This window comes from Candidatus Thermoplasmatota archaeon (genome assembly GCA_022848865.1).
Taxonomy (GTDB): Archaea; Thermoplasmatota; Thermoplasmata; order RBG-16-68-12; family JAGMCJ01; genus JAGMCJ01.
Map to the genome: position 1 here is coordinate 1 of JAJISE010000017.1, position 22,548 is coordinate 22,548.

The 22,548-nt window shown below is 57.5% G+C and carries 29 protein-coding genes and 1 tRNA gene; 21 read left to right on the forward strand and 9 right to left on the reverse strand.

All coding sequences use genetic code 11. The annotated features are described in order from the left end of the window. From LN415_04615 to LN415_04645, 7 genes are all read left to right on the forward strand, one after another. Positions 1-560: hypothetical protein (locus LN415_04615; protein ID MCJ2556374.1), on the forward strand; the 560-nt coding region annotated here is incomplete at its 5' end. A gap of 79 nt (positions 561-639) precedes the next feature. Further along, positions 640-1,209, forward strand: coding sequence for a hypothetical protein (locus LN415_04620; protein ID MCJ2556375.1), 570 nt, complete (start codon positions 640-642; stop codon positions 1,207-1,209). Between the two features lie 100 nt (positions 1,210-1,309). Then, positions 1,310-2,050, forward strand: a complete 741-nt coding sequence (locus tag LN415_04625) for a PKD domain-containing protein (protein ID MCJ2556376.1) — start codon at positions 1,310-1,312, stop codon at positions 2,048-2,050. Positions 2,051-2,112: 62 nt separating this feature from the next. After that, positions 2,113-2,352 (forward strand): hypothetical protein, encoded by a 240-nt coding sequence (locus LN415_04630; GenBank protein ID MCJ2556377.1) that lies wholly within the window; start codon positions 2,113-2,115, stop codon positions 2,350-2,352. A 44-nt stretch (positions 2,353-2,396) separates the two neighbouring features. After that, positions 2,397-3,101 (forward strand): DNA alkylation repair protein, encoded by a 705-nt coding sequence (locus LN415_04635; protein MCJ2556378.1) that lies wholly within the window; start codon positions 2,397-2,399, stop codon positions 3,099-3,101. Between the two features lie 88 nt (positions 3,102-3,189). Beyond that, entirely contained in the window at positions 3,190-3,987 is a 798-nt protein-coding gene (gene lsrF, locus LN415_04640; GenBank protein ID MCJ2556379.1) for a 3-hydroxy-5-phosphonooxypentane-2,4-dione thiolase, read from the forward strand. A gap of 45 nt (positions 3,988-4,032) precedes the next feature. Further along, positions 4,033-5,058, forward strand: a complete 1,026-nt coding sequence (locus LN415_04645; protein MCJ2556380.1) for a zinc-dependent dehydrogenase — start codon at positions 4,033-4,035, stop codon at positions 5,056-5,058. Here the strand turns inward: LN415_04645 and LN415_04650 are convergent. Next, positions 5,059-5,162, reverse strand: a tRNA-Glu gene (locus tag LN415_04650). Between the two features lie 102 nt (positions 5,163-5,264). On the opposite strand from LN415_04650, the gene LN415_04655 reads away from it, so the two are divergent. The 10 genes from LN415_04655 to LN415_04700 all read left to right on the forward strand — a co-directional run bounded on the left by LN415_04655 (position 5,265) and on the right by LN415_04700 (position 11,345). After that, positions 5,265-5,534, forward strand: a complete 270-nt coding sequence (locus LN415_04655; GenBank protein ID MCJ2556381.1) for a hypothetical protein — start codon at positions 5,265-5,267, stop codon at positions 5,532-5,534. Continuing rightward, positions 5,531-6,343: a carbon-nitrogen hydrolase family protein gene (locus LN415_04660; protein MCJ2556382.1), complete on the forward strand. Its 813-nt coding sequence runs from the start codon at positions 5,531-5,533 to the stop codon at positions 6,341-6,343. Before LN415_04655 ends, LN415_04660 begins: the two co-directional genes overlap by 4 nt. 93 nt (positions 6,344-6,436) lie before the next feature. Next, positions 6,437-6,808: a 50S ribosomal protein L7Ae gene (gene rpl7ae / locus LN415_04665; protein ID MCJ2556383.1), complete on the forward strand. Its 372-nt coding sequence runs from the start codon at positions 6,437-6,439 to the stop codon at positions 6,806-6,808. Between the two features lie 4 nt (positions 6,809-6,812). Then, a complete protein-coding gene (locus LN415_04670) occupies positions 6,813-7,022 on the forward strand; it encodes a 30S ribosomal protein S28e (protein ID MCJ2556384.1) in 210 nt (69 codons plus the stop codon). Between the two features lie 10 nt (positions 7,023-7,032). Continuing rightward, a complete protein-coding gene (locus LN415_04675) occupies positions 7,033-7,266 on the forward strand; it encodes a 50S ribosomal protein L24e (GenBank protein MCJ2556385.1) in 234 nt (77 codons plus the stop codon). Further along, positions 7,256-7,708: a nucleoside-diphosphate kinase gene (gene ndk / locus LN415_04680; GenBank protein MCJ2556386.1), complete on the forward strand. Its 453-nt coding sequence runs from the start codon at positions 7,256-7,258 to the stop codon at positions 7,706-7,708. Before LN415_04675 ends, ndk begins: the two co-directional genes overlap by 11 nt. A 109-nt stretch (positions 7,709-7,817) precedes the next feature. Next, positions 7,818-9,563, forward strand: coding sequence for a translation initiation factor IF-2 (gene infB / locus LN415_04685; GenBank protein ID MCJ2556387.1), 1,746 nt, complete (start codon positions 7,818-7,820; stop codon positions 9,561-9,563). Further along, a complete protein-coding gene (locus LN415_04690) occupies positions 9,563-9,715 on the forward strand; it encodes a hypothetical protein (protein MCJ2556388.1) in 153 nt (50 codons plus the stop codon). The genes infB and LN415_04690 overlap by 1 nt, the downstream gene beginning before the upstream one ends. Continuing rightward, entirely contained in the window at positions 9,712-10,545 is an 834-nt protein-coding gene (locus LN415_04695) for a GNAT family N-acetyltransferase (protein MCJ2556389.1), read from the forward strand. Before LN415_04690 ends, LN415_04695 begins: the two co-directional genes overlap by 4 nt. 107 nt (positions 10,546-10,652) lie before the next feature. Next, a complete protein-coding gene (locus LN415_04700) occupies positions 10,653-11,345 on the forward strand; it encodes a circadian clock protein KaiC (GenBank protein ID MCJ2556390.1) in 693 nt (230 codons plus the stop codon). Here LN415_04700 and LN415_04705 read toward each other — a convergent pair. Together LN415_04705 and LN415_04710 are read right to left on the reverse strand one after the other, a co-directional pair. After that, a complete protein-coding gene (locus LN415_04705) occupies positions 11,342-12,733 on the reverse strand; it encodes a site-2 protease family protein (GenBank protein MCJ2556391.1) in 1,392 nt (463 codons plus the stop codon). The two genes, LN415_04700 and LN415_04705, sit on opposite strands and share 4 nt — an antisense overlap. A 59-nt stretch (positions 12,734-12,792) precedes the next feature. Then, complete coding sequence (locus LN415_04710; protein MCJ2556392.1) at positions 12,793-13,188, reverse strand: hypothetical protein; 396 nt, start codon at positions 13,186-13,188, stop codon at positions 12,793-12,795. A 63-nt stretch (positions 13,189-13,251) separates the two neighbouring features. Between LN415_04710 and LN415_04715 the strand changes: the two genes are divergently transcribed. Then, on the forward strand, positions 13,252-13,563 hold the full coding sequence (locus LN415_04715) for a divalent-cation tolerance protein CutA (GenBank protein ID MCJ2556393.1): 312 nt from the start codon (positions 13,252-13,254) through the stop codon (positions 13,561-13,563). Here LN415_04715 and amrB read toward each other — a convergent pair. The 4 genes from amrB to LN415_04735 are packed head-to-tail and all read right to left on the reverse strand — an operon-like array spanning position 13,553 to position 16,379. Next, a complete protein-coding gene (gene amrB / locus LN415_04720; protein ID MCJ2556394.1) occupies positions 13,553-14,368 on the reverse strand; it encodes an AmmeMemoRadiSam system protein B in 816 nt (271 codons plus the stop codon). The genes LN415_04715 and amrB overlap by 11 nt on opposite strands. A gap of 8 nt (positions 14,369-14,376) precedes the next feature. Continuing rightward, positions 14,377-14,994, reverse strand: a complete 618-nt coding sequence (gene rpsB / locus LN415_04725; protein ID MCJ2556395.1) for a 30S ribosomal protein S2 — start codon at positions 14,992-14,994, stop codon at positions 14,377-14,379. A gap of 10 nt (positions 14,995-15,004) precedes the next feature. Next, positions 15,005-16,207, reverse strand: coding sequence for an enolase (locus LN415_04730; protein MCJ2556396.1), 1,203 nt, complete (start codon positions 16,205-16,207; stop codon positions 15,005-15,007). Positions 16,208-16,211: 4 nt separating this feature from the next. Continuing rightward, positions 16,212-16,379 (reverse strand): DNA-directed RNA polymerase subunit K, encoded by a 168-nt coding sequence (locus LN415_04735; GenBank protein ID MCJ2556397.1) that lies wholly within the window; start codon positions 16,377-16,379, stop codon positions 16,212-16,214. 103 nt (positions 16,380-16,482) lie between these two features. Between LN415_04735 and LN415_04740 the strand changes: the two genes are divergently transcribed. Continuing rightward, positions 16,483-16,626 carry a DUF5679 domain-containing protein gene (locus LN415_04740; GenBank protein ID MCJ2556398.1) on the forward strand — a complete coding sequence of 48 codons (144 nt, stop codon included), beginning with the start codon at positions 16,483-16,485 and terminating at the stop codon, positions 16,624-16,626. Between the two features lie 99 nt (positions 16,627-16,725). Beyond that, on the forward strand, positions 16,726-18,051 hold the full coding sequence (locus tag LN415_04745) for an acetyl ornithine aminotransferase family protein (protein ID MCJ2556399.1): 1,326 nt from the start codon (positions 16,726-16,728) through the stop codon (positions 18,049-18,051). On the opposite strand, the gene LN415_04750 is transcribed toward LN415_04745, so the two are convergent. Next, complete coding sequence (locus tag LN415_04750) at positions 18,035-19,318, reverse strand: tRNA(Ile)(2)-agmatinylcytidine synthase (GenBank protein ID MCJ2556400.1); 1,284 nt, start codon at positions 19,316-19,318, stop codon at positions 18,035-18,037. The genes LN415_04745 and LN415_04750 overlap by 17 nt on opposite strands. A 156-nt stretch (positions 19,319-19,474) precedes the next feature. On the opposite strand from LN415_04750, the gene LN415_04755 reads away from it, so the two are divergent. Continuing rightward, positions 19,475-19,894, forward strand: coding sequence for a hypothetical protein (locus LN415_04755; GenBank protein ID MCJ2556401.1), 420 nt, complete (start codon positions 19,475-19,477; stop codon positions 19,892-19,894). 2 nt (positions 19,895-19,896) lie between these two features. Here LN415_04755 and LN415_04760 read toward each other — a convergent pair whose 3' ends face one another. Further along, a complete protein-coding gene (locus tag LN415_04760) occupies positions 19,897-22,482 on the reverse strand; it encodes a hypothetical protein (GenBank protein ID MCJ2556402.1) in 2,586 nt (861 codons plus the stop codon). Positions 22,483-22,548: the final 66 nt, after the last annotated feature.

Consider the following 22,548-nt stretch of genomic DNA (forward strand, 5'->3'; position numbering starts at 1 on the left):
ACAGAGGAAGGAGGTTCGCCAACAAGATCAGGAAGTACGCCAGAGAAGTTGCCATCGCCGACGGGGAGGAGTTTGAATTCGGCAGGACGAAGGTCCTGTTCTCAGAGCCCGTCGTGCACGGCGTGAACGACAGAATGGGCTATGTCATTGAGGTCTGCGTCCGGGAGGGGCGCACCGCCTTCGTGCACACATCGGACATCGTGGGCGGGTGCATGAGGGACCAGATCGACTTCATAGTGGAGCAGAACCCCCAGACGGTGCTGATGGACGGCGCCCTCAGCTACATGATGGGCGTCTACGGCAAGGAGAACATGGAGCTCTCTCAGAGGAACATCGCACGCCTCTTCGAGGAGACGGACCTGCGGACGTTCATGATAGACCATCACCTCCTCAGGGAGAGGAAGTGGATGGAGAGGATCCCGCTCGTCTTCGAGTCCGCGAAGAAGCACGGCGTCAAGGTGCTCACATGCGCGGGGTACGTCGGTCGCAGCGATGAGCTCCTCGAGGCCAGGAGAAAGGACCTGTTCGGGAAGAGGAAACGCCGCAGGAGAAGGAGTTGATCGTGGAGTGCGAACCCAACAGCTTTAGGTATCCCTTCACCTATACCGCTACGGTCCGTAACCTGTCGGAGGGTGTGTCTTGACGTGGCATGAGAAGGGGCTCGTCGGATGGGGCTTCAACAACATCCCAGCGGCGAGAGATATCGAGATGCTTGTCGAGGTGTTCTGCCGCATGTTCTCATCCTTCTTCATTCCCCTCGAGCTGGAGATGTATCGCTTGACGGGAGACATGAGGATAAGGTTGGAGAGCGTAGGGATAATTCCCGCGATGGTCAAGCAGTACGGCTGTGCGAACCGGCCGGTGACAATCCTCTGCAAGAGCAAGGTCAGAAAGACGAGCGGTTACGTCGTGGAGGAGCAGGATGTCCCGGGCAACGGAGCCGATTCCTCGATCTTCGCTGGATTGGATGATGACGGCTTCCAATACGTCACGCTCGAATTGAGCTCGGACGAGTGGTTCAGGGACGACACCGACCCGGAGTGGTTGACGGTGTTCAACAACTGCTTCGGTGAAGCGGTCAGGGTCCTCGAAGTGGGCGAGGTCGCCTGCGATTGCCTGGAGAAGGAGTTCGATGACCTCGTCAATGATCACGGTTTCTCGCCCCGGATGTTCCAGAAGCTGGCTGCGCAGGAGAACGAAGTCGGGTAGCCCGATTCTCGATCAGGCTCGAACTCGCCCAGATTCGCAGGTCCGAGAATCACTCCTGCTACTATTATATACGACAGGATTTCTCGTCGAATCGATTTCCATGAACAGGGAGAAATACGAACTGGTGCTTGGAACCGTGGTGCTCGCGTTGGGCATCGCGATACTAATGTTCGTGCTCGTGTTCGCCTTCGGATTCATCCCGACGGCGGGCGAGTACTTCGAGGAGCAACTGCCTCAGGAGGAGATCCTTGAGGGTCCGAGCACATCCTTCACATTCAGAGTGGACAACTACACGGTGGACTTCACGGACACGTCGGATCCGGGAGATGCTGACATAGTGTCCTGGGAATGGGACTTCGGGGACGGCGACACGTCAAACAGCGAGAACCCGACGAAGACCTACTCCTCCGAGGGGCGTTACACCGCCAAGCTCACCGTGGAGGACGAGAACTCGAAGAGGAGCTCTGCGGTGGCGGCCGACCTGTTCGTAGGCCCAGACACGCAACAAGCGGGGAGTAGTATGCCTGACTTCGGAGACTTCGGCCTCGACTTGGACTTCACAAAGATGCTCCTGCCTGTGGCCCTGGCAATCCTCGTGGTCGGGCTGTTCTTGGTGATGGCCATCGTTGCGGGCTACGTCACAAAGGCTGGCTGGAACCTGATAAAGCCCAAGCCGGAGACCATCAAGGTAAGGATCAAGCCCAAGGACCTGGAGGTCGAGCCCATCCATGCGGCGCCGGTGCAGCCGGACCCTGGATATCGGCTCGCGCAGCCTCCCGCTCAGACTCCGCCGCAGCAGATACAACCTCAAGAAGGTCCCCCGCCACCGCCCCAGGAATAGCTCCCGGGAAGCATGGGAAAGCTTTTCTAATGCTGTGATGATTAGTCTAATCGAGGATGCCCATGGAGGATGCTTGCCCCAAGTGTGAGAACGGAGCCAGGACGAGCCTTCAGGTGTCGGTCTTCGCACCGTACAGGCCAAAGGGATCGGGAGTGGAGCAGAAGTGGCCTCTGAAGCTGCTCGTTTGTGAGAACTGCGGCTACGCCGAGTCCTTCGTGGAGACGGACGACATCGAGAGGCTGAAATCGCTCTCGGAGAAGCAGGAGAGGCTCTCAAAGACGAAGGTCCAGGCGCTCAAGTGATTCCCCTCAGGTCGTATTTATAGACGGGCGTCGATTCCGTCTTCGTGAAAGCGGAGACCAGGCGGATTATCGAGGCCCTTGAGAAGAAGCAGGTTCCAACCGATCCTTGGGTGGCGGAACGGTACATCGGCACGAAGCTGAGGAGCCTCGGCATCAGAGCACCAGAGATCCACGCGATGGCAAGGGATTTCTCGGCCTCGCACAGAGACGCTGAGCTCGAGGAGGTCCACAAGACCGCTGATGAACTCTGGCACTCCGGGATATTCGAGGCAAGGAGCCTGGCCGCTTCCATTCTGATGAGATTCAAGAGGAGGCTGGACAAGAACTCGTTCGAGCTCGTGAGCGGATGGTACGATGACGTGGACAACTGGGCCAACTGCGACGCCCTCTCGGTCTTCGTCCTCGCTGAGTTCATGTTCAGAGACGATGATGTCACGTCGCAGGTTTCCGAATGGATCAGGTCGCCCAACCCTTGGAGAAGGCGGGGGGCCGTGACCTCGACCATACCGGCGAACAGGGAGGGAAGGTCCGACGCGGAGACCGTCCTGGAAATGGTGCGCAGTCTCCTCGATGACGATGAGTACTTCGTGAAGAAATCTCTCGGCTGGGTTCTGCGAGAGCTGGGAAAGAGTCGACCAGAGATCGTGGCCTCGTTCCTCCTGGAACATAGGAACAAGCTGAACAAAGAGCAGCTGAAGAAGGCCGTGAAATACTTGCCCGAGGAGCTCGGGGCGGGCATTCTGGAGTAGCCACGAACATGCTTGATCGCTGACAAAAGGATTTATATCGCCATCTCTATTGAGAAACAATCCCATTCTTGACTGGGAGGGGATAGAAATGGACTGGGGAATGAAGAATCGTTTATCACGGATAATCAAGCCGAGAACTGGACACACTGTCATGCTGGCCATCGACCATGGCTATTTCCTGGGGCCGATGACGAAGCTCGAGAAACCAGAGAAGACGTTGGAACCGCTTATCCCGTACGCGGACTCCATAATGCTCACGCGAGGCGTGCTTCGCTCGTCCGTCGCCGCCACGATCGAGAACCCGATCGTTCTGAGGGTTTCCGGCGGGACGAGCATAGTCGGAGAGAACCTCGCGAACGAGGGGATCACGACGTCGATGCAGGAGGCCATCCGCCTGAACGCGGCGGCCGTGGCCCTGTCGATATTCGTGGGGACGCCTCACGAGCGTCAGACCCTGCTCTCGCTCTCGGAGCTCGTGAATCAGGGCGAGCAGTACGGCATACCTGTCCTGGCGGTCACGGCGGTCGGAAAGGAGCTGGGGAAGAGAGACGCACGCTACCTGGGCCTGGCATCCAGGATCGCGGCGGAGCTCGGAGCCCGCATCGTGAAGACATACTACTGCGATGATTTCGACAAGGTCGTCGACGGCTGTCCAGTCCCAATCGTGATTGCGGGCGGACCGAAGCTGGAGACGGAGATGGACGCCTTCGAGATGACGTACAACGCCATCCAGACAGGCGCAGTGGGAGTGGACATGGGCAGGAACATATGGCAGCACGAGCACTCCGTACCCATGATAAAGGCCGTCCGTTCGGTCGTTCACGAGAACGCCACGCCCAAGGAAGCGATGGACGTCTTCAATCAGGCCAAGAGCGGCGAGGCCTAGCTTCGCGGATCGACTCTACGTGTCGTTCTCTGGGGAGAGAAAGCCATGCGTGTCGCGATGTACTACAACAACAAGGACATACGGCTTGAAGAGATGCCGGTGCCAGAAATCGGGCGGGACGAGCTTCTCGTCAAGGTGATGGCAAGCGGGATCTGCGGCAGTGACGTTATCGAGTGGTACCGGTTGCCAAAGGCCCCCCGCGTTCTGGGCCACGAGATCTCTGGAGAAATCGTGGAAACCGGAAGTGCCGTGAAGGATTACGAAGAGGGACAGCGAGTGTTCGTTTCTCATCACGTGCCGTGCATGGAATGCCGATTCTGTCAGAGAGAGAATCACACAGTCTGCGAAACCTTGCGAACCACGAACTTCGATCCAGGAGGCTTCTCAGAATACGTGAGAGCGCCATCCATCAATGTGGAGCATGGCGTCTACCCGCTTCCGGACGAGGTCTCGCATGAGCAGGCGGTATTCATAGAACCCCTTGCCTGCGTCATCAGAGGACAGAAGAAGGTCAGGGGAATCGAGGATGGGAACATGGTCGTCATGGGAAGCGGCCTCACGGGCATTCTTCACGTTCAGCTGGCCAAATCACGGGGAGCGAGCAGCGTTGCGTGCACGGACATAAGCGATTATCGCCTGGAAATGGCCCGCAAGTTCGGGTCGGACGTAGCTATTCCCGCGAGCGACGCCGTTCCGGATAGGCTCAGAGATGTGTTTGGCGGGCTTCTGGCGGATGTTGTCATTGTCTCTACTGGTGCAAGGAAGGCCATTGAGCAGTCCTGGTCTCTCGTCGAATGGGGAGGGAGTGTTCTGTTCTTCGCGCCAACAGATCCGGACACCATGATTCCAATGCCATTCAATGACATCTGGTTCAAGAACGTGACCGCCACAACATCATACGCCGCGGGCAGGCAGGACATACTGGATGCGATCGAGTTGATCGCTTCCCGCCAGATTCGTGTTCAGGAGATGATCACGCACAGGCTCGGTCTTGGCGAGACCGCTAGGGGCTTTGACCTGGTCCTCAGAGCCGCGGATTCAATGAAAGTGATAATTGAGCCGCAGAACTAGTGCTCCCGAGGGGATTCGAACCCCTGTCTTCGGCTATCCCCGACTCCCGCCAGGGCGAAAATCGCGAGAGGCCGAGATGATTGGCCGGACTACACTACGGGAGCGTGCGCCGAACTATGGATGATGATTAGATAAACCTTTTTACCTGAGACAACTTCTCCGCGACCGTGAAGCTGGTCTACTGTCCGTCCTGTGATGAGGTCTTGATGAGAAGCAGGATCGAGGGAGAACGATGTCCCGAGTGCGGTGGAAGCGTCGAGAAAGTCGACACTGGTCTCTCGTGGCAGTATGTCACTTCGTGGATAGTCCTCCTTATGGGTGCCGCCATGATATTGCTCTTGGAGATGGAGGACATGATAATGAAGATCCTGCTTTTCGTGCTGTTCGCGATAGTGGCGTTCGCGCTTTCCAGCTGGGGCGTGGAGGACCAGAAGAAGAAGGCTCTGTCGAAGGCAAGAGAGGAGAGGAAGGAATGAGAATCGTACTTGGCCAGGTCCAACCCGAATTGGGGAACAAGGAGCACAACGTAGAGAAGATAGAGAGAGTCGTCGCGGAGAACGAGTGCGACCTCGCGGTCTTCGGTGAGCTCTTCCTGACAGGCTACATGTGCAGGGGCGATTTCCCGAGGCTCGCGGAGAACCTGTCGGGCCCTTCCGTGTCCAAGGTCAAGCGCATTTCGGAGGAACACGGCTCCCACATCATCCTCGGGATGCCGGAGATGGACGAGAAGACGAGGGGGATATACAACTCCTCCGTGCTCGTCGCCCCCGACGGGAATGCCCGTTCATACAGGAAGCTGCACCTGGCGAACTTCGGACCTTTCGAGGAGAGCCTGCACTTCGGCAGGGGCTCCGGGCTGGAGGTCTTCGAGACCGACATCGGGCGTATCGGACTGATCATCTGCTTCGACATATTCTTCCCGGAGCTCTCGAAGTTCCACGCCCTCGCCGGTGCGGACATGATCGTGGCCTGCTCCGCTTCGCCCTCCACGAGCAAGTTCTTCTTCCAGACGATCATCCCGGCCAGGGCGATAGAGAACGCCCTGTTCTTCGTCTACTCCAACCTCGTGGGCACGGAGAAGAACATGATCTTCTTCGGCGGGAGCACGGTCGTGGGGCCCCGAGGGGACGAGAAGGTGAAGGCCAAGGAGTACGAGGAGGATGTCGTTCGGTGCGATGTCGACCTGAAGGAACTGGAGAAGGCGAGACAGCACAGGCCCGTCGTGAGGGACACGCGCTTCGACGTGCTGGGCAGGATCCCGGAGTTCCAGGGGAAACCCGGGTGACGCAACCTTTTTATACGGACCCGAGTCTTTCACGCTCGCTCTTTTAAGAGCCGATGATTGATGAAGTTCGCAAGAACTGAAGGAGGTCAAAGTATGGCTAAGCCCATATACGTGAGATTCGAGATGCCCAAGGAGCTCGTCGATGCGACCTACCAGGTCGTGGAGCTTTCGAGGGACAGCGGAAAGGTCAGGAAGGGTACCAACGAGGTCACCAAGCTCGTCGAGCGGGGAGAGGTCTCGCTCGTCGTCATGGCGGAGGACGTTCAGCCGGAGGAGATACTGGCGCACATGCCGCTCCTCTGCGAGGAGAAGGGCATCCCCTACGCCTACGTGCCGAGCAAGGGCGAGCTCGGGGTCGCGGCCGGCCTGGGAAAGGCGACGGCATCCGCGGCAGTGCTCGACGCCGGGAAGGGAAAGCCCATGATGGATGACCTTGCCAAGAAGCTGAAGAAACTGAGGGAGTAGACGAATGGTAGAGGGTAGCATTCCCGCCGAGGTTGTCGAGGTCGTCGGACGCACGGGCATGACCGGCGAGGCGATCCAGGTGAAGGTGAGGGTCCTCGAGGGCCGAGACAAGGGAAGGATCATCACCAGGAACGTCAAGGGCGCCGTGCGCATGGGCGACGTTCTGATGCTGCGAGAGACCTCGAGAGAAGCGAGGAAGCTATCCATCAAGTGAGGGTGTTTGAGTGGTTCAGGCCAGGACCTGCACGTTTTGCGGGGAGAGAATAGAACCCGGGACGGGGAAGATGTACATCAAGAAGGACGGAACCTTCTTCTACTTCTGCTCGGGCAAGTGCCAGAAGAACTCCCTCAAGCTCGGGAGGGTTCCGAGGAGGACCCGCTGGACTAGGCGGTACCCCCGAAAGACGGTAAAGGCCGAGAAGAGAGAGGCTCCCGCTGGTGACGCGGATGAGGACTGACAGGGCGTTCGTTCTCGTCAAACCCGACGGTGTGCAGAGAGGGCTCATAGGGACGGTCGTCTCGCGGTTCGAATCGCGCGGGCTCAAGATCGTGGCCATGAGGATGCTGAGGCTTGACAGGGACATCGTGGAGAGGTACTACGCCGAGCACGTGGAGAAGGACTTCTTCGAGGACCTGGTGGGCTTCATAACCTCCGGACCTGTCGTCGCAATGGTCGTCGAGGGGCCCGAAGTCGTCTCCGTTGTCAGGAGAATGGTGGGAACCACCGATTCCAAGGAGGCGTCTCCGGGCACGATCAGAGGGGACTTCGGCATATCGAAACAGATGAACATAATACACGCCTCGGACTCGCCCGAGAGCGCAGAGAGGGAGATCTCGATCTTCTTTTCGGACGACGATATCCAGGACTTCGAGAGAATGGACGGCCCTTGGACGAAATGAGACGTCCGTCTTGTGGCATGTCCGGTCTTCTGATGGCAAGTGGTAATGACCCAGCATCCAGTGTCGCGCAACGAATATTAGATATATTCTGGTCACATTCGAGATTCGGATGATCAGGCAGCCCATCGTCAGCGTTCTGGGTCATGTCGACCATGGGAAGACGGCACTGCTAGATTCGATCAGAGGGTCGAATGTCGCCGCCAGGGAACCCGGTGCCATAACTCAGCACATCGGGGCCACCGAGGTCCCGTTGGACACGATAGTGGAGGTCTGCGGGGACCTCATGGAGGGCAGGGAACTGGAGGTTCCGGGTCTCCTTTTCATTGACACGCCGGGGCACCACTCGTTCGTGACACTGAGGGCAAGGGGCGGCGCGCTCGCCGACCTCGCCGTACTAGTCATCGACATAAACGAGGGTGTAATGCCCCAGACGGTCGAATCGCTCTCGATACTGAAGAGGTTCAAGACGCCCTTCCTGGTCGCCGCCAACAAGATAGACCGGGTCGCGGGGTGGAGAAAGAAGACGAGTCTCTCGTTTCGGGAGATGATATCGGACCAGCCCGAGTCCTACGTGGAGTACTTCGATCAGAAGTTCTATCATCTGGTCGGCCAGCTATATCAGCAGGGTTTCGATTCGGAGATGTTCGACAAGATCGAGGACTTCACGACCGTCGTGGCGGTCGTTCCGACGAGCGGGAAGTTCGCGGTGGGCGTCCAGGAGGTCCTTCTCATGCTCGTTGGCCTCGCACAGAGGTTCCTGACGCCGAGGCTCAAAACGGTCAGCGGTCCCGCCAAGGGGACGATTCTGGAGGTCAAGGAGGAGAGGGGTCTGGGCCCTACGATTGACACCATAATCTACGACGGTGTGATTCGAAAGGGAGATACGATCGTGCTGGGAGGAACCGAGGAACCGCTCGTGACGAGGGCGAGGACCCTCCTGAAGCCTAAACCGCTTGACGAGATCAGGGACCCAAGAGAGAGGTTCGACTCCGTGGACGAGGTCTACGCCGCGGCGGGGATCAAGATCTCGGGAAGCGGGCTGGAATCCGCCATTGCGGGGTCTCCGCTCCGAGTTTGTGGGGAGGACATCGAAGAGGCCAAGAAGGAAGTGGTCCAGGAGACCAAGATAGAGGTCGAGACGGAGGATACGGGAATACTCGTCAAGGCGGATGCCATCGGTTCTCTGGAGGCCATATCGTTCGAGTTGCGACATGCAAAGATTCCCGTGAAGACCGCCGAGGTCGGGGATGTCTCCAAAAGGGATGTCGTGTCCGCTGCCACGGTGGCCGACCCGCTGAAGAGGGTCATCTTCGCGTTCAACGTGGATGTCCTTCCAGATGCCAAGGAAGAGCTTGTCAGGACCGAGGTGAAGCTGCTGGAGGGGAACATCATCTACGGCATCCTGGAAGACTACCAGGCCTGGGCGGAGGAGATGCAGCTGGAGCTTGAGCGGCGGCGGCTCAGGACGATTACTCATCCCGGGAAGATCCTTCTGCTCGAGGACCACGTATTCCGCGCGAGCAAGCCAGCGATCGTGGGTGTTCGTGTACTCGCAGGACGAATCCGTCAGGGGGTCGGCCTGCTCAGGGATGATGGGAAGGTCATAGGCAAGATCAAGAGCCTGAGGAGCGGTGAGGATAGCCTCAAGGAAGCCATCGCCGGCAGTGAGATCGCGATGGCCGTGGACGGTGTCACCGTGGGGAGACAGATGAGCCCGGGAGACGTTCTGTACGTGGACATCCCCGAGTCCGCGGCCAAGAAACTCGATTCCGTGGACCTCAATCCGGATGAGAAGGAGGTCCTCGAGCGGGTCAAGGACATCAAGAGAGAAGAGGACCCTTTCTGGGGGATGTAATGCCCGAATTGCACTGCAAGGATTGCGACAAGTGGTACGGGGCGGAGGATGACGAATTCGGACCATGCATGATAAAGCACATGCGCGGGGACAAGAAGTACGTCACGCACGGCAGTCACGATTGCGACGAAGGCTACGAGATGAAGGAATGAGAATAAGGAGGATGACGCCTGGGGACTTCTCGTTCGCCGTATCTCTGACCGATTCGGAAGATTGGGCCTATGTCGAGAACGATTTTGCGAGACTGCTGGGCTACGAGCCCGAAGGATGCTTCATCGCCGAGGTGGAGAAGCGACCAGTCGGTCTGACGACCGCGACGTCCTACGGACCTGTGGCGTGGATTGGGAATGTGATCGTGGCCGAAGGATCCAGAGGAACGGGCATTGGGACGCAGCTCGTCAGCACCGCAGTGGACTACCTTGGGAGCGTCGGTGTGAAGACCGTTCATCTTGCATCCTACATGAACACGATTCGATTCTACGAAAGACTCGGCTTCAGACAGGAATTCCCCGTTTCCACGATGTCGATCGACACAACTGGATTCGATTCTTCGGACGTGGACGTAGCGAAGGAGACGGACCTCGAGCAGATTGCAGCGCTGGATGCTGCATACTTCGGCGGGAACAGGTCCAGGATCATACAACGGATGTGGAGAGATTTCCCCCAGTTGTTGCTCAAGACCGACGTCCCAGCGGGCTATGTCATCGCCACATGCACGGAGAAGTCCTGCGAGGTCGGGCCGCTCATAGCCGAAGCGGGAAGCCCGGATGCCGCGGAGCTGCTCTTGAGAGGGATACTCGGCAGTGTCGTGGCAGACAGAGCCAGGGTTTTCGTGCCTCACGCAAACCCACGGGCCGTGGACCTGGCCAAATCGGTGGGATTCGATGAGGACTTCAGAACGATGCGAATGCTGAACGGCGAGGTCAACGAGGCAGAGAGCACGGACGGCATCTACGCGCTGGGGGCCTTGGAGAAGGGATAGATCTCACACGTCAGAGCAGGCCAGTCCTGTCTCCAATCTCAGTTGTGATAATGGGGGAATAACCTTTAATAGACAATGTCAGACTGGATGGGAGCAGAAGGGATCACATGACTGGAGACAGGGTCAAAACATACATCCGTGGATTGGACGAGCAGTTGCAGGGTGGCGTTCCGAAAGGGCACGTCATCCTGATCGCGGGAAAGCCTGGAACGATGAAATCCTCCGTCGCATTCAACATCCTGTACCGGAACGCGAAGGACAGTCGGGGAGGCGCATACGTCACCCTTGAGCAGAGCAGGGAGAGCATGCTCGACAACATGGCTGGCATGGGGATGGATGTCAAGGGTCTTGAGAAGCAGATGTCAGTCCTGGACCTCGCCATGATAAGAAAGAAGCTGAAGCAGCTCTCGAAGCAGTCCTGGATGGAGGTCTTCAAGATGTACGTCGGCAACCTGAAGAAGAGCATGGATCTCGACCTGCTCGTTGTGGACTCCTTGCCGGTCCTTCAGGTGATGGCGAAGTTCGAGGATCCCAGGGACGAACTCTTCAGGTTCTTCGAGTGGCTGAGGGACCTGGAAATCACCACATTCCTGATCGCTGAGATGAGGCAGGATTCGGGCATGTTCTCGGACAACGGAGAGGATTTCCTCTCTGACGGCATAATTCATCTCGATCTCAGGAGGGAGGACAGGATCGTCAACCTGTTCATGAGCGTTGTCAAGATGAGGAAGACGGGCCACAAGAGAGGCTATTTCCCGTTGATCTTCGTCGATGGCGGATTCGAGATAATCACGAACTAGATTCTCGGACCGATGATCTGCCACAAGATCAACGCCAGTATGAACAGGGCGAGGAAGTAGGACACGTATCTGACGTAGGCCTCCCTTTTCTCAGCGGCCATGTCGGGGTTCGTCCTCTCCATCACTGATTCCAGACCGTCCCTGAAGATGTATCCTCCGTCGAGGGGCACGGCCGGAAGGACGTTGGTCAGACCGAGCATCAGGTTCAACCAGAAGATCCAGTACATCACGTTTGCCAGAATCCAGAAGGAGTCGACTGGGAGGAAGGACCAGAACCCCTCCACCTCGTAGAACTGAGTGAACCAGTTCGGGAAGGGTGACATCGATTCCGGGCCGACCCGCAGAAGAGGGAGCCCGATGTAGGCGAAGAGCGAACCGGTGAAGTACTTCGGGTCACGCATGTCCGCAAACGGGTTGAAGAAATCAGGGCCATTCTTCACCTCAAGAGTCCTTGCACTGCCCATAACGGTGAAAACCAGGACCGTCCGCACTCCCAGGTATCCCTTTCCAGTGTCATTGACGTCCTGAGTGAAGTCGAAGCGGTCAGCGAGGGTCAGGCTGATCGTCCGGGTCGCGCCGTTCTCGTATGTCCCGATCGAGACGTTCTGCCCCGCGGATGTGTCCTCAACGGCGGCGGAGAAGGACTGATGGTCGCTGATAGCACTCCCGTTGAACGAGTAAATCATCATACCTGGTGTGATGTTGCCATAGGCGGGGGAGTCCACCACGACGGCGAAGACGCCGACGCCATCGTGCACGGGGGTGACGCTTGCCATCATGGAGGACGTGAATATGAAGGAGAACAGCAGGGCGGCGATGAGGTTCGTGGCGGGTCCAGCAGCGAACAACCGAGACCTCTTTCTCCTGTCGATTTTCATGAGCCCCTCCTCGTCAGGTTCAACGAATGCACCTATCGGGATTATGAAGAAGAGAACCCCAAGACTGAGGACCTTCAGCTTGGCGACGTACGTGAGTATCCCGTGCGCGAACTCATGTATCACTATGGCCACTACCAGAGCCACCACCCCGTACCCTATCGGTATGAAGGGGTTGAGCCCGGGGATCCCTATCAGGGCCTGGACGGGAGGAACCCTGTCCGAAGGTATGGACGACACAAGTGTCGCTGCCCAAAACAGGACGCCCGTGATTACGAACATCCCCACGATACAAAGCCCGATGGCGAAATCCCCGTATGCCTCCCAGAACCTCTTGGCACTGGCTATCTTCTCAAGGGCCTTCCGTCCCCTCGATGTCTTCCACATCAGGAAGATGCCGTACAGGGAAAGACTGGGGCCTTCGAGCTTCTTCAGCTTGTAGAGCGCGTAGACGACAAGGCCGTAGGTGAGGAAGATCAGTAGTATCAGCGAATAGAGCACAGCATCGTCCATCTGGCGATGGTTATAGCACCGATATTATAACCTTTTTCTGTGGACGTCCAAGGAGGCTGTCAGTCTCGGGTCCAGACCTCTTCAGAGATAGAATCGTAGACGCTCCCGAACTCCTCCTCATCTTCATCCTCACTGCTTGCTGCGAGTGCCTTGATGTGCTCCTTCTTGATGATCCAGTAGTGGATCCGCCAGAGCTTTCCCCTCTTCAGGTTGATCTCCTCCCTTCTGGTCGTGAGGATCCCTTCCTCCTCGAGCATGTAGAAGACATCCCTGTCATGGGGCCTCAGAAGATTGTCTATCACCTCGTCGTTGAAGCCGAAGAACGACATCAGATAGTCCGCCAGTTTGCGGATTTCGTCCTCGGGCATGTCCCTCTTGCCTAGCGTCTTTCGGAGGGCTTCTGTCAATTCGGAGATGCTAATGACAGTCAATATGCTCGTGAGTTCTTCATCCAACCCTTCTAAAGTATTTTGCTCTCTGACTATCAAGTTTTATAATCGGGTCTCGTTTGAGTCGACATGTACTCCATGGTGTACGCTACGGCATCGGATGAGAAGGAGGGCATGCAGATCGGAAGGACTGTCGTGGAGAAGAAGCTGGCGGCCTGCGCGAACATGTTCCCCATCAGGTCTATCTATTGGTGGAAGGGCAGTATCGAGGAGGGCAATGAGCAGGCATTGATCTTCAAGACCAGGTCCGAACTGGTGCCCGCGCTCATCAAGGAAATCGAAAAGAAGAGCAGCTATGACACCGTCTGTGCGGTCTCCTACGCGATGTCAGAGGGCAGCGAGAAGTATCTCGAGTGGATAGAGGACAGCACTAGGACCTGACCAGCAGTGCGCCATAGCCCACGACTTCTACCATCGGGCGGACGTCGCCTGAAGTCGCGTACTTCAGAAGCTCGGCCCTCTTCCCTTGGACGGCCGTGAGCATCGCTATCACTGGCCCGTGGCCGCACATGGACACGTTGTTCTTGACCCTGACCTTGTTCATTCCCTGGGGATCGAGTCCGAGGATCTTCTGGATCACTTCGCTGTCCTTCGCCTGAGCGACGCCTTGTGTCACGTAGTGCGAGAAGTCGGTCGAGGCTATCACGACGACGTCCTTTCCGGCGATGGCTTCGCCGAGGACCCCGCCAAGCTCCCGGGCGGGCCGATACTCCTGGTCCATCATCGAGATCGGCAGGAACTCGAAGTCCTTAGATATGTGCTGGAGAAAGGGCAATTGCACCTCCACCGAGTGCTCGAACCTGTGCGCCAGTATGTCGTCGTTGATTCCCTTCCTTGTCAGTCTCCCCGCCAATTCCTTGTCGACGGGGACCTCGCCCAGTGGTGTCTGGAAGGCCTGTGTCGTCAGGGCAATCGGGCTGCCCCTTCCGCCGTGGTTGGGGCCGATGATCACGAATGTCTCGGGAAACCCGTCATGTGCAAGAGCGTGGTATGCATGAGCGGCAACTGGGCCGGAGAAGATGTACCCTGCGTGAGGGACAACGAGTCCGCGAATGCTCCTCTCCCCCTCCACCAGCTCTGGGAGCCTCCCTGGACCAATGGGGCTCGTGTAGCAGGACTCTATCTCCTTGACAAGCGCCTCCTCGGTGCTGGAATAGAACTGACCAGCAACAGCTGGATACCTCAACTTACCACCTACAGGGTTGCTTCGAAATCCTCGACTGCGAGCCCGAACCCGGAATCATCCTTGATGGTCCCTCTCTCCTTGAGGACCTCCCTCGTCAGCAGCCAGTAGATCGTTGCGAGCGCCCTTCTGCCTTTGTTGTTCGTGGGTATGATGAAGTCCACGAACTTCGTCTCGTTGTTGGCGTCGCACAGCGCCACTATCGGTATGCCCACGTTGAGGGCCTCCCTTAGCGCCTGCTGATCCGCCGCGGGGTCTGTGACCACGAGTATATCGGGCTCTGTGAACATGGGCAGGTCCGGATTGGTCAGCGTCCCGGGGACGAACCGCCCAGCGAAGATATCTGCCCCGATCGTGCGGGCGAAGACCTTGGCCGGTTTCTGACCGTACTGCCTCGCTGCGACGACCAGAACCCGCTCGGGCTCGTATCTTGCCAGGAATCTCCCTGCACCTCTGATTCTGTCGTCGGTCTTCCTTATGTCCAGGACGTAGAGACCGTCTGTCCTGACCTTGTAGATGAAGGGCTTCATGTCAGCGCTCTTCTGCTGTGTCCCGATGTGGACTCCTGACGTCAGATACTGATCCTCCGTAATCAGCAATGGTTCTTCTGGACTCTCCGTGCTTTCCATGTGAATGCACCTAGGATTTCAGTTCTTCTTCAATGCGTATCAACTCATTAAGCTTTGCTATTCTTTCCCCGCCAACAGCGCCAGTCTTGATGGCGAAACAGCGGAATGCCACAGCGAGGTGGGCGATTGCGTTGTCCGTCGTTTCTCCACTCCTGTGAGAGACGATCGACCGATATCCCGCATCCTTTGCCAAAGAGAGCGCATCCATCGCATCGGTGAGTGTCCCGATCTGATTCGGCTTTATTATCGTCGCGTTGGCGGCGCCCATGTCGATACCTTTCTGCAGCCTTGTCTTGCGGGTGACGAAAAGGTCGTCACCGACGATGAGGCATTTCTTCCCGCACAGCTCCGTCAGTCTGGCGAACCCCTCGAAGTCCTCCTCGTGGAGAGGATCCTCAACGTAGGCGAGCCTATACTCATCGATGAGGTCCGCAACGAACTCTATCTGGTCTTCCGCGGAAAGCGATCCTTCTCGATACTGGTACTTCCCGTTCGAGTAGAATTCCGTCGCGGCGATGTCGAGGCCAGGGGAGCAGCGGACTCCGGTCTCCCGGGTCACATGCTTGCATGACTCGCTCAGGATATCCATTGCCTCCTCGTTCCCGATGTCTGCCACCCAGGCACCCTCATCGCCCTTTCCGATCGCATCGTCGGGCAGACGCTCCATCAGCTCGCTCTTCACTAGCCCGTGAAGCCTTGCATTTGCGGTGATGGCCTCGAGAACGGAAGCCCCGGAGGCGAGCGACAGGAACTCCTGAATGTCCGTCCCGCCAACGGCATGGGCACCCCCGCCCAGGACGTTTCCAAGTGGACGTGGCATGGAGACATCCTTTGAGCCCGCCAGATACTCGTAGAGGGGCAGCCCTTGGGTACTCGCTGCGGCCTTCGCGACGGCGATGGAAGTGGCTATGGCTATGCTCCCGCCGATCTTCGAGAAGTTGTCCGTTCCATCGAGCTCGTGCAGCTTCTCGTCCACGGCTTCTTGCTCCGCCGGGTCAATCCCCTCCAGTGCCGGGGCGACTCTCGACCTGAAGTTCACAAGGTCCGCGTTGATCCCATTGGCTGAGAAGCCGACAGCCTCGGCCGCCCCGGTGCTGGCCCCAGCGGGTGCAGACGCCCGTCCGAATCCTCCTTCCGTGCGAACATCCACCTCGACTGTGAGGTTCCCGCGGCTGTCCAGGATTCTCCTGATCTCGAGGTTGGTGATTGCCATCTGGTCAGCTCCTTTCCACCGTGATGGGGAGAATTCCCCGCTCGAACTCCAGCTCAGCGAGTGCAATGGCTTCCGACACCTCTTGATCTGCAAGAAGGGACGGCGCTCCCATGGATATCTGAAGCGCCCTGGCACCGACTATTCTGGCTGTCTCATATCTCGTATGATTCATTGTACCACTCAAGGGAGTCTCACTCGATATGAAGTCACGCTCTTAATCTTTTTGGCCACGATATATTAATATGCCCCCATACCATTCACGGCTCGGTGATGATTTGGTAGAGGCCTACTGCGTGAAATGCAGGAAGAAGATTGAGATGAAGGATCCCAAGAAGATCACGATGAAGAACGGAAAGCCAGCCACGAAAGGCACATGCCCCAAATGCGGGACTAAGGTCTTCAGGATAGGTGCCTCATAGGCCCGACTTCATAATCTCGATTCTTTTTCGAAAACGGATAGATAGAGCGTGCTTCCTCGATTGAACCAGATTTCCTCTTCAAGGTAAGGTGTGTTTGAAATGACAAAAGCTCCAGATATTAGGACGACCCCTCCAGGCCCGAAGGCGAAGGAGATAGTGGAAAGAGATTCCGAGTTCGTTGCCACGACGACGAAGACGTCTCCCATAGTCGCAAAAAGGGCCAGAGGCTCCATCGTGGAGGACGTGGACGGCAACGTCTATGTGGACTTCACATGCGGAATCGGTGTCACGAACGTTGGCCATTGCCATCCAGAAGTTGTAGATGCGATCAAGAAGCAGTCATCAGAGCTGATCCACTTCGCGGGCACGGACTTCTACTACGAGATCCAGGTGGATCTCGCGGAGAGGCTCTGCAAGATCACGCCTGGGGATTCTCCCAAGAAGGTGTTCTACACCAATAGCGGAACCGAGGGAACGGAGGCGTCCATCAAGATAGTGAAATGGAACACTCAGAAGCCCCTGATAATCGGATTCATCCGCGCGTTCCACGGAAGGACCATGGGCTCCTTGGCGATCACGGCCAGCAAGCCCGTCCACAGAGCGAGGTTCGCCCCGATGATGCCCGGGGTCGTTCACATACCATTTGCCTACTGCTACAGGTGTTCGTACAAGATGGAGTTCCCGGATTGTGGCCTCCACTGTGCTAAGATCCTCGAGGAGCTGTACTTCGAGGCCCATGTGCCGCCAGAAGACGTTGCGGCGATATTCACTGAGCCAGTGCAGGGCGAGGGAGGATACGTCGTTCCACCGAAGGGTTGGATTGACGAGATTGCGAGCATAGCGAGAAGGCACGAGATCCTGCTCGTGGATGATGAGGTCCAAGCGGGGTTCGGGAGAACGGGGAAGATGTTCGGCATCGAACACTCCAATACCGTTCCGGACGTCCTCTATACGGCGAAGGGGATCGCATCCGGGATGCCCATGGGAGCTGTCATCTTGGACGCCAAGCTCGATTTCGGCGTGCAGGGTGCCCACTCGAATACATTCGGCGGGAACCTCGTCGCCTGTGCCGCGGCCCTGAAGACGATAGAGCTGATAGAGAGGGAGGGCATGCTGGACAACGCGAATCGCATGGGTAAGGTGCTCAAGGACCGGCTGGATGAGATGGCCGGGACATACAACATCATGGGCGATAACAGAGGCCTGGGCCTGATGTGGGCGACGGAGTTTGTCAAGGACAGGGCGACCAAGGAGTTCGCAGTCAAGGAGCGGAACGAGATCGTCAAGCTCGCCTACGAGAGGGGGCTCATCCTGTTGCCTGCGGGCAAGTCCGCGATCAGGTACATCCCGGCCCTCAACATCACCGAGGAGGAGCTCAATTCAGGTGTGGATGTCCTCGAGAGCTGCATCAAGGACGTGGCCTAGTCAGGGAAGCAAGATCGTTCCCCACGACGCCCGTCCTTGAGAGTGGTTTGCTCAGGTGTCTCCTCGCGCATACTGGCGGTTCATAGGGACCCAGTTCCAACTCCCGCTTGACCTTCACGACCTTCGCGGAGCCTTCCTCAGCCTTTGTGTGACACTTCCTGCAGCGATAACCGGACCCCTTGCCCGTGGACTTCATCGACTTCCCGCACTTCGGACATGCCGGATTGCCAGTTTTCCGGAACCTCTCCCCGAGCTTCAGGATCTCGATCTTCTCCAGATTGATCGTCCTCGGCGAATCTCTCACGCTGCCGAAGACCCGGACCTCGTCCCCGAGGGAGAGCGTCCTGCCGACATCCCTGAACTGCTTGGACGGCTCATATACGGTGCACTCGACACTCCCCGTGCCGTCGCCGATCTCGAAGACAACGTGACCCCTTTCGATATCTGCGGGTTCCCTGGTGACTCTTCCCGCAACGATTACGGACTCGTACTCCCCGATGTCGCTGATTCGCTTTCGTATCAGGTGGTCGTCCGTTCCTTGATTGGTCAGGAAGAGATGCCATCTGTCGATGTCCTCTGAATCTATCATCTCCATGGCATCCAGCAGGTCATCGGGCTCGTCTCCCCGGATCCCGAAGAGGACAGGGCACGGAGAGTTTGGGGCAATCGCGACTCTCTCATTCAGATAATCGTAGTTGTTGAACGTGCACCGGGTCTTCGTGTCCATTCCCTTCACGGATCCGTCCGATATCCTCCGAGGAGACCCCCATTTCGAGCGTTCTCTGTACGTGATGATCTCATACGTCCGGTCCCTGGGCATCCAGGAGATCGCGGAACACGCACCGATCAGCCCTCTGCCGTTCTTGTACTTCTTCGTCTCGCCGAGGCCGGTGACCATCCTCTCGACCTCCGGGAGGGTCACGAGTCCCCTCACGGCTCGCCAGTACAACGACGGACTGGGCTTCTTCTGCAGTATCGCGAAGGCGGGATTGGTCTTGTCCTCATGGAAATGAGCGTATGTCTCCAGGATACTGGACAGCCGCTCGACCGCATCGTCTGGAATGGGGCCGGGAAGCTCTCTCTCGAAGGCGAACACCGATGTCCCCGAGATCTCGCCCGCGAAGAGCCTCCTTCCGCCTCGGCGGCCCATCCTGACGCAGATGGCGCCATTGCCTCTGGTCTTCCACGGTATGTTGGGATTCAGACGCACCAGCCTGGGATATCCTATCAAGTCCAAGTCGTCGAATTCCCTGATGATCTCGGACACTAGATACGTCGTGCACATCCCGGACAGGGAGTCCGTGTCGTCGACGCCGATGTAGATGTCAGCACCTCAGGGAGTAGAACCCAGCAGCAGAAATAAGCCTTTAGGAGAAAACCGAAAGCTCTATCTACTGAGACCTGCTATTAAGGGGAGAACCGCATGCCAGTGAAGCATTTTGAGTTGTTGGCCATCGAGGGGAAGAGATTCTCCAAGCTGAGCGAGAAGCCGAGAAACGTCAGGATAGACCATAACAGCTCCGTGACCTCCGTTACGGAGAAAAGCAAGAACGAGGCGGTGATCGACTTCCGGTTCATGGCGAACTACCAGGGTCTCGGCGTGATATCCATCGAAGGGAGCCTCGTGTACGAGGGCGATGCGAAGGAGATCGTGGTGCAGTGGAGGAACCAGAGAAAGATGCCTGACAAGGTGGCGACCGAGGTCCATCAGGCGATCATGAACAACTGCATCCCCGAAGCAGTCGTAATCGCGAGGGACATAAGACTGCCCCCGCCGGTTCCGCTCCCTCCCATAAGAATCGGTGGAAAACCGAAGGACAGCACGGGCATCGAGGTTGCCTGACGCTACTTGATGTGGTCCAGCGAGAAGGACCCTATGTTCACTCCGTGCTTGCTGTACGTGTACTTTATCCATGCCCTGGACTGAACGTCACCGATGCCCTTGACGCTCAGGAGGGACTTGAGCTGCTCGACCTTGAAGTCCAGCATGCCCTCCATCATGCTTCCTATCATCTGGATCTCCTGGTCGGTGTGCATGCCCTTCTCGATTATGTACAGTGCGACGGCCTTGTGCCTCTTCCTTCTTCCGGCGAAGGCCTGCAGGAACTTGAATATCGACGTCGAGTCCAGGTATGCGATGAGGGTTGACACGGATCGGAAAACGAGCCTGTAGTACTTGTGGTTCTTGAGCAACTCCTTCGAGATCTTGTCCACTGCGCTCAGTATGGCCTTGTAGTCGGTCGGGTCCTCCAAGTAGATTGTGTACGGGTCCTCCTCCACCTCGCCCATGCTCTTGGAGTAGGAGTCCACATACTTCACCAGACCCAGCTTCTCGTACTCCTCGTATCCGGAGACGACCGCACCCATCTCCTCCCTTATGTCGGAGGGCATCTTCTCCGTCGTCACCCATATCGTCGGGATGCCCTTCCTCAGGGCCTCGGCCATGAACCCGTTGGCAACGACCTCTTTTCCGACGAAAGGCGGACCGTAGATGAGGACGTTGGAACCGAACGGTATCCCGCCCAGGAGCAGGTCGTCGAGTCTCGGAGTTCCCGTCTTGACCTTCTCCACTTTGAACTCGAGCATCCTCTCCTCTTCGCGGGCGTCGATCTCCTCCTCTATCAGGCCCTGCTCGCGCAGGCGGAGCTCCTCCATCTTGGACTTCAGGTACTTCTCCTTGGCCCTGACCTCGTCCTCCTTTCTCGCGATCTCCACCTTGAGGGACTCGAGGCGGTCCTTCATCTCGTGCTCCTCGATGTTCATGGAGGACGCCTTCGCCTCCTCGACCTTCCTTCTCTCTGCCGACAGCCTCTTCTCTCGGTAGAGCAGGTCCTCCTCTCTCCTCAGGAGCTCCTCTTCCTTGTAGGACAGGGGCTCCTTGACCTTCTGGAGCTCGTCCTCCTTGTCCCTGAGCTCGTCCTTGAGCCTGTCGATCTCCTCCTCTCTGAGGAGGATTGACTTCTCCTTTGCCTGGAGGTCCTTCTCCTTGGCTATGAGGACCTCGTCTATCTCGTTCTCGGAAAGCTGTCGCAGATCCTGGCTGTCCTTACGTAGCTTCTCATCGATCCTGGAGGTCTGGATCTCTCCCTCGAGATGTATGATCTTCTTCCTCAGCTCGTCCTCTTTCTCAAGGAAGTCCTTCTCTTTCTCCCTCAGCTCGGCCTGAAGTCTCAGTTCCAGCTCGTGCTCGCCTGACTCGCCACCGGGAACGAGCTCTCCGTTCTGGACCGCCCGCTCGTACGCTTCGAGCTGGTCCTCCTTCGCCTTGATATCGGCTTCCCTCACCACGAGCGCCAGTTCCTTCTCCTTCAGGGCCTTCTTGTCCGCAGGCATCTCGTCCAGTTTTCCCTCCAGCTGGGCCTTCATGTTCTCCATCACCGTGCCCATCCTCTCGAGCTCGATCTGCAGTCTCTTCCTCTCCGCACCCTCCTCGGCCAGCTTCTTCTTGACGGCGGGACCTCCGCCGCGGACCATCTGCTCCTTCATGTACTTGACAACGGCAGATGTTCCCTTCTTCAGGTGGCTGATGTCCTCCTCCAGCTGCTTTCTCTTGCGGACCTCGGTCTGCAGGTTCTTGCTGAGCTCGGCTGTCTCTTCGATGAGCTTCATCGGGTCGAACTTCCCCGTACGGACTGCCTCCAGTTCCTTCTCTATGATCTTCTTCAGTTCATTGAGCTCGATGCTCATGCCGTCGACTTCGTCTTCCTTGCGCTTGATGTCATCCTCTCGATCGTTGAGGATCTGCTGTCTTTCAAGGAGCTCTCTGCTCTCAACGACATCCCCGACTGGGGCGGCTCCAGACTCTCCGAGCCAGGTTTCGAGCGCGTCCTCCTCTCCGGTCAGCCACTTGCGCAGGGCCCCCATAGTGTCATCCTCACCGTCGCTGGCCGCTTCGGCCGGCGCAGGGCTCTTCTGCTCGGGCGGATCGCCACCGAGCCAGACGCCGAGAGCGTCGTCCGAATCCCCGGACAACCAGTCGGTGAGGGCCTCTGGGTCCTTCTTGTCCTCCGCGGGTTCGGTGGGATCGAGGATGTTGTTCATGATCGTCTCCGCAAGCTTGTCCCCGATACCATTGATGGCGGAGAGGTCCTCCAGGGCGGCGGATTTCAGATCCTCCAGAGAGGAATAGCCATTATCGAACAGGATCTCGGCTTTCGATTCACCGACTCCCTTTATGTTCGAGAAAACCTTGACTGCGTCCTCCCTGGAAGGATCTTCGGGCGTACTTGGACTGGCAACGGATGGTTCAGGATTCGGCGCAGGATTCTCAGGGCCGGGATTCCCGGCCTTCTTCTCTGAGATGTCCTTGGATTGCGTCCCGCATATGGTACACTGATCCTGCGGGTTCAAAGGACCCCCGCACACGGCGCAGACACCCGCTTCTGCAGAATCCTTCTTGGGACTAGCCTTCTTCTTGTCTTCGCTTGCCAATCATGCACCTCTAGAGGCGTTATGGCGGCCGCTGGCTCGCCATTTGTTGTCGACATATTCTATATT

What these genes read in the sequence shown, in the direction of transcription:
- LN415_04690 (MCJ2556388.1), top strand. Translation starts at nt 9,563, where the DNA reads ATGCCCGAATTGCACTGCAAGGATTGCGACAAGTGGTACGGGGCGGAG.
- LN415_04705 (MCJ2556391.1), bottom strand. Translation starts at nt 12,733, where the DNA reads ATGGACGATGCTGTGCTCTATTCGCTGATACTACTGATCTTCCTCACC.
- LN415_04645 (MCJ2556380.1), top strand. Translation starts at nt 4,033, where the DNA reads ATGCGTGTCGCGATGTACTACAACAACAAGGACATACGGCTTGAAGAG.
- LN415_04755 (MCJ2556401.1), top strand. Translation starts at nt 19,475, where the DNA reads ATGCCAGTGAAGCATTTTGAGTTGTTGGCCATCGAGGGGAAGAGATTC.
- LN415_04735 (MCJ2556397.1), bottom strand. Translation starts at nt 16,379, where the DNA reads ATGAATCATACGAGATATGAGACAGCCAGAATAGTCGGTGCCAGGGCG.
- LN415_04695 (MCJ2556389.1), top strand. Translation starts at nt 9,712, where the DNA reads ATGAGAATAAGGAGGATGACGCCTGGGGACTTCTCGTTCGCCGTATCT.
- ndk (MCJ2556386.1), top strand. Translation starts at nt 7,256, where the DNA reads ATGAGGACTGACAGGGCGTTCGTTCTCGTCAAACCCGACGGTGTGCAG.
- LN415_04630 (MCJ2556377.1), top strand. Translation starts at nt 2,113, where the DNA reads ATGGAGGATGCTTGCCCCAAGTGTGAGAACGGAGCCAGGACGAGCCTT.
- lsrF (MCJ2556379.1), top strand. Translation starts at nt 3,190, where the DNA reads ATGGACTGGGGAATGAAGAATCGTTTATCACGGATAATCAAGCCGAGA.
- rpl7ae (MCJ2556383.1), top strand. Translation starts at nt 6,437, where the DNA reads ATGGCTAAGCCCATATACGTGAGATTCGAGATGCCCAAGGAGCTCGTC.
- LN415_04700 (MCJ2556390.1), top strand. Translation starts at nt 10,653, where the DNA reads ATGACTGGAGACAGGGTCAAAACATACATCCGTGGATTGGACGAGCAG.
- LN415_04625 (MCJ2556376.1), top strand. Translation starts at nt 1,310, where the DNA reads ATGAACAGGGAGAAATACGAACTGGTGCTTGGAACCGTGGTGCTCGCG.
- LN415_04745 (MCJ2556399.1), top strand. Translation starts at nt 16,726, where the DNA reads ATGACAAAAGCTCCAGATATTAGGACGACCCCTCCAGGCCCGAAGGCG.
- LN415_04660 (MCJ2556382.1), top strand. Translation starts at nt 5,531, where the DNA reads ATGAGAATCGTACTTGGCCAGGTCCAACCCGAATTGGGGAACAAGGAG.
- rpsB (MCJ2556395.1), bottom strand. Translation starts at nt 14,994, where the DNA reads ATGGAAAGCACGGAGAGTCCAGAAGAACCATTGCTGATTACGGAGGAT.
- LN415_04715 (MCJ2556393.1), top strand. Translation starts at nt 13,252, where the DNA reads ATGTACTCCATGGTGTACGCTACGGCATCGGATGAGAAGGAGGGCATG.
- LN415_04655 (MCJ2556381.1), top strand. Translation starts at nt 5,265, where the DNA reads ATGAGAAGCAGGATCGAGGGAGAACGATGTCCCGAGTGCGGTGGAAGC.
- infB (MCJ2556387.1), top strand. Translation starts at nt 7,818, where the DNA reads ATGATCAGGCAGCCCATCGTCAGCGTTCTGGGTCATGTCGACCATGGG.
- LN415_04730 (MCJ2556396.1), bottom strand. Translation starts at nt 16,207, where the DNA reads ATGGCAATCACCAACCTCGAGATCAGGAGAATCCTGGACAGCCGCGGG.
- LN415_04670 (MCJ2556384.1), top strand. Translation starts at nt 6,813, where the DNA reads ATGGTAGAGGGTAGCATTCCCGCCGAGGTTGTCGAGGTCGTCGGACGC.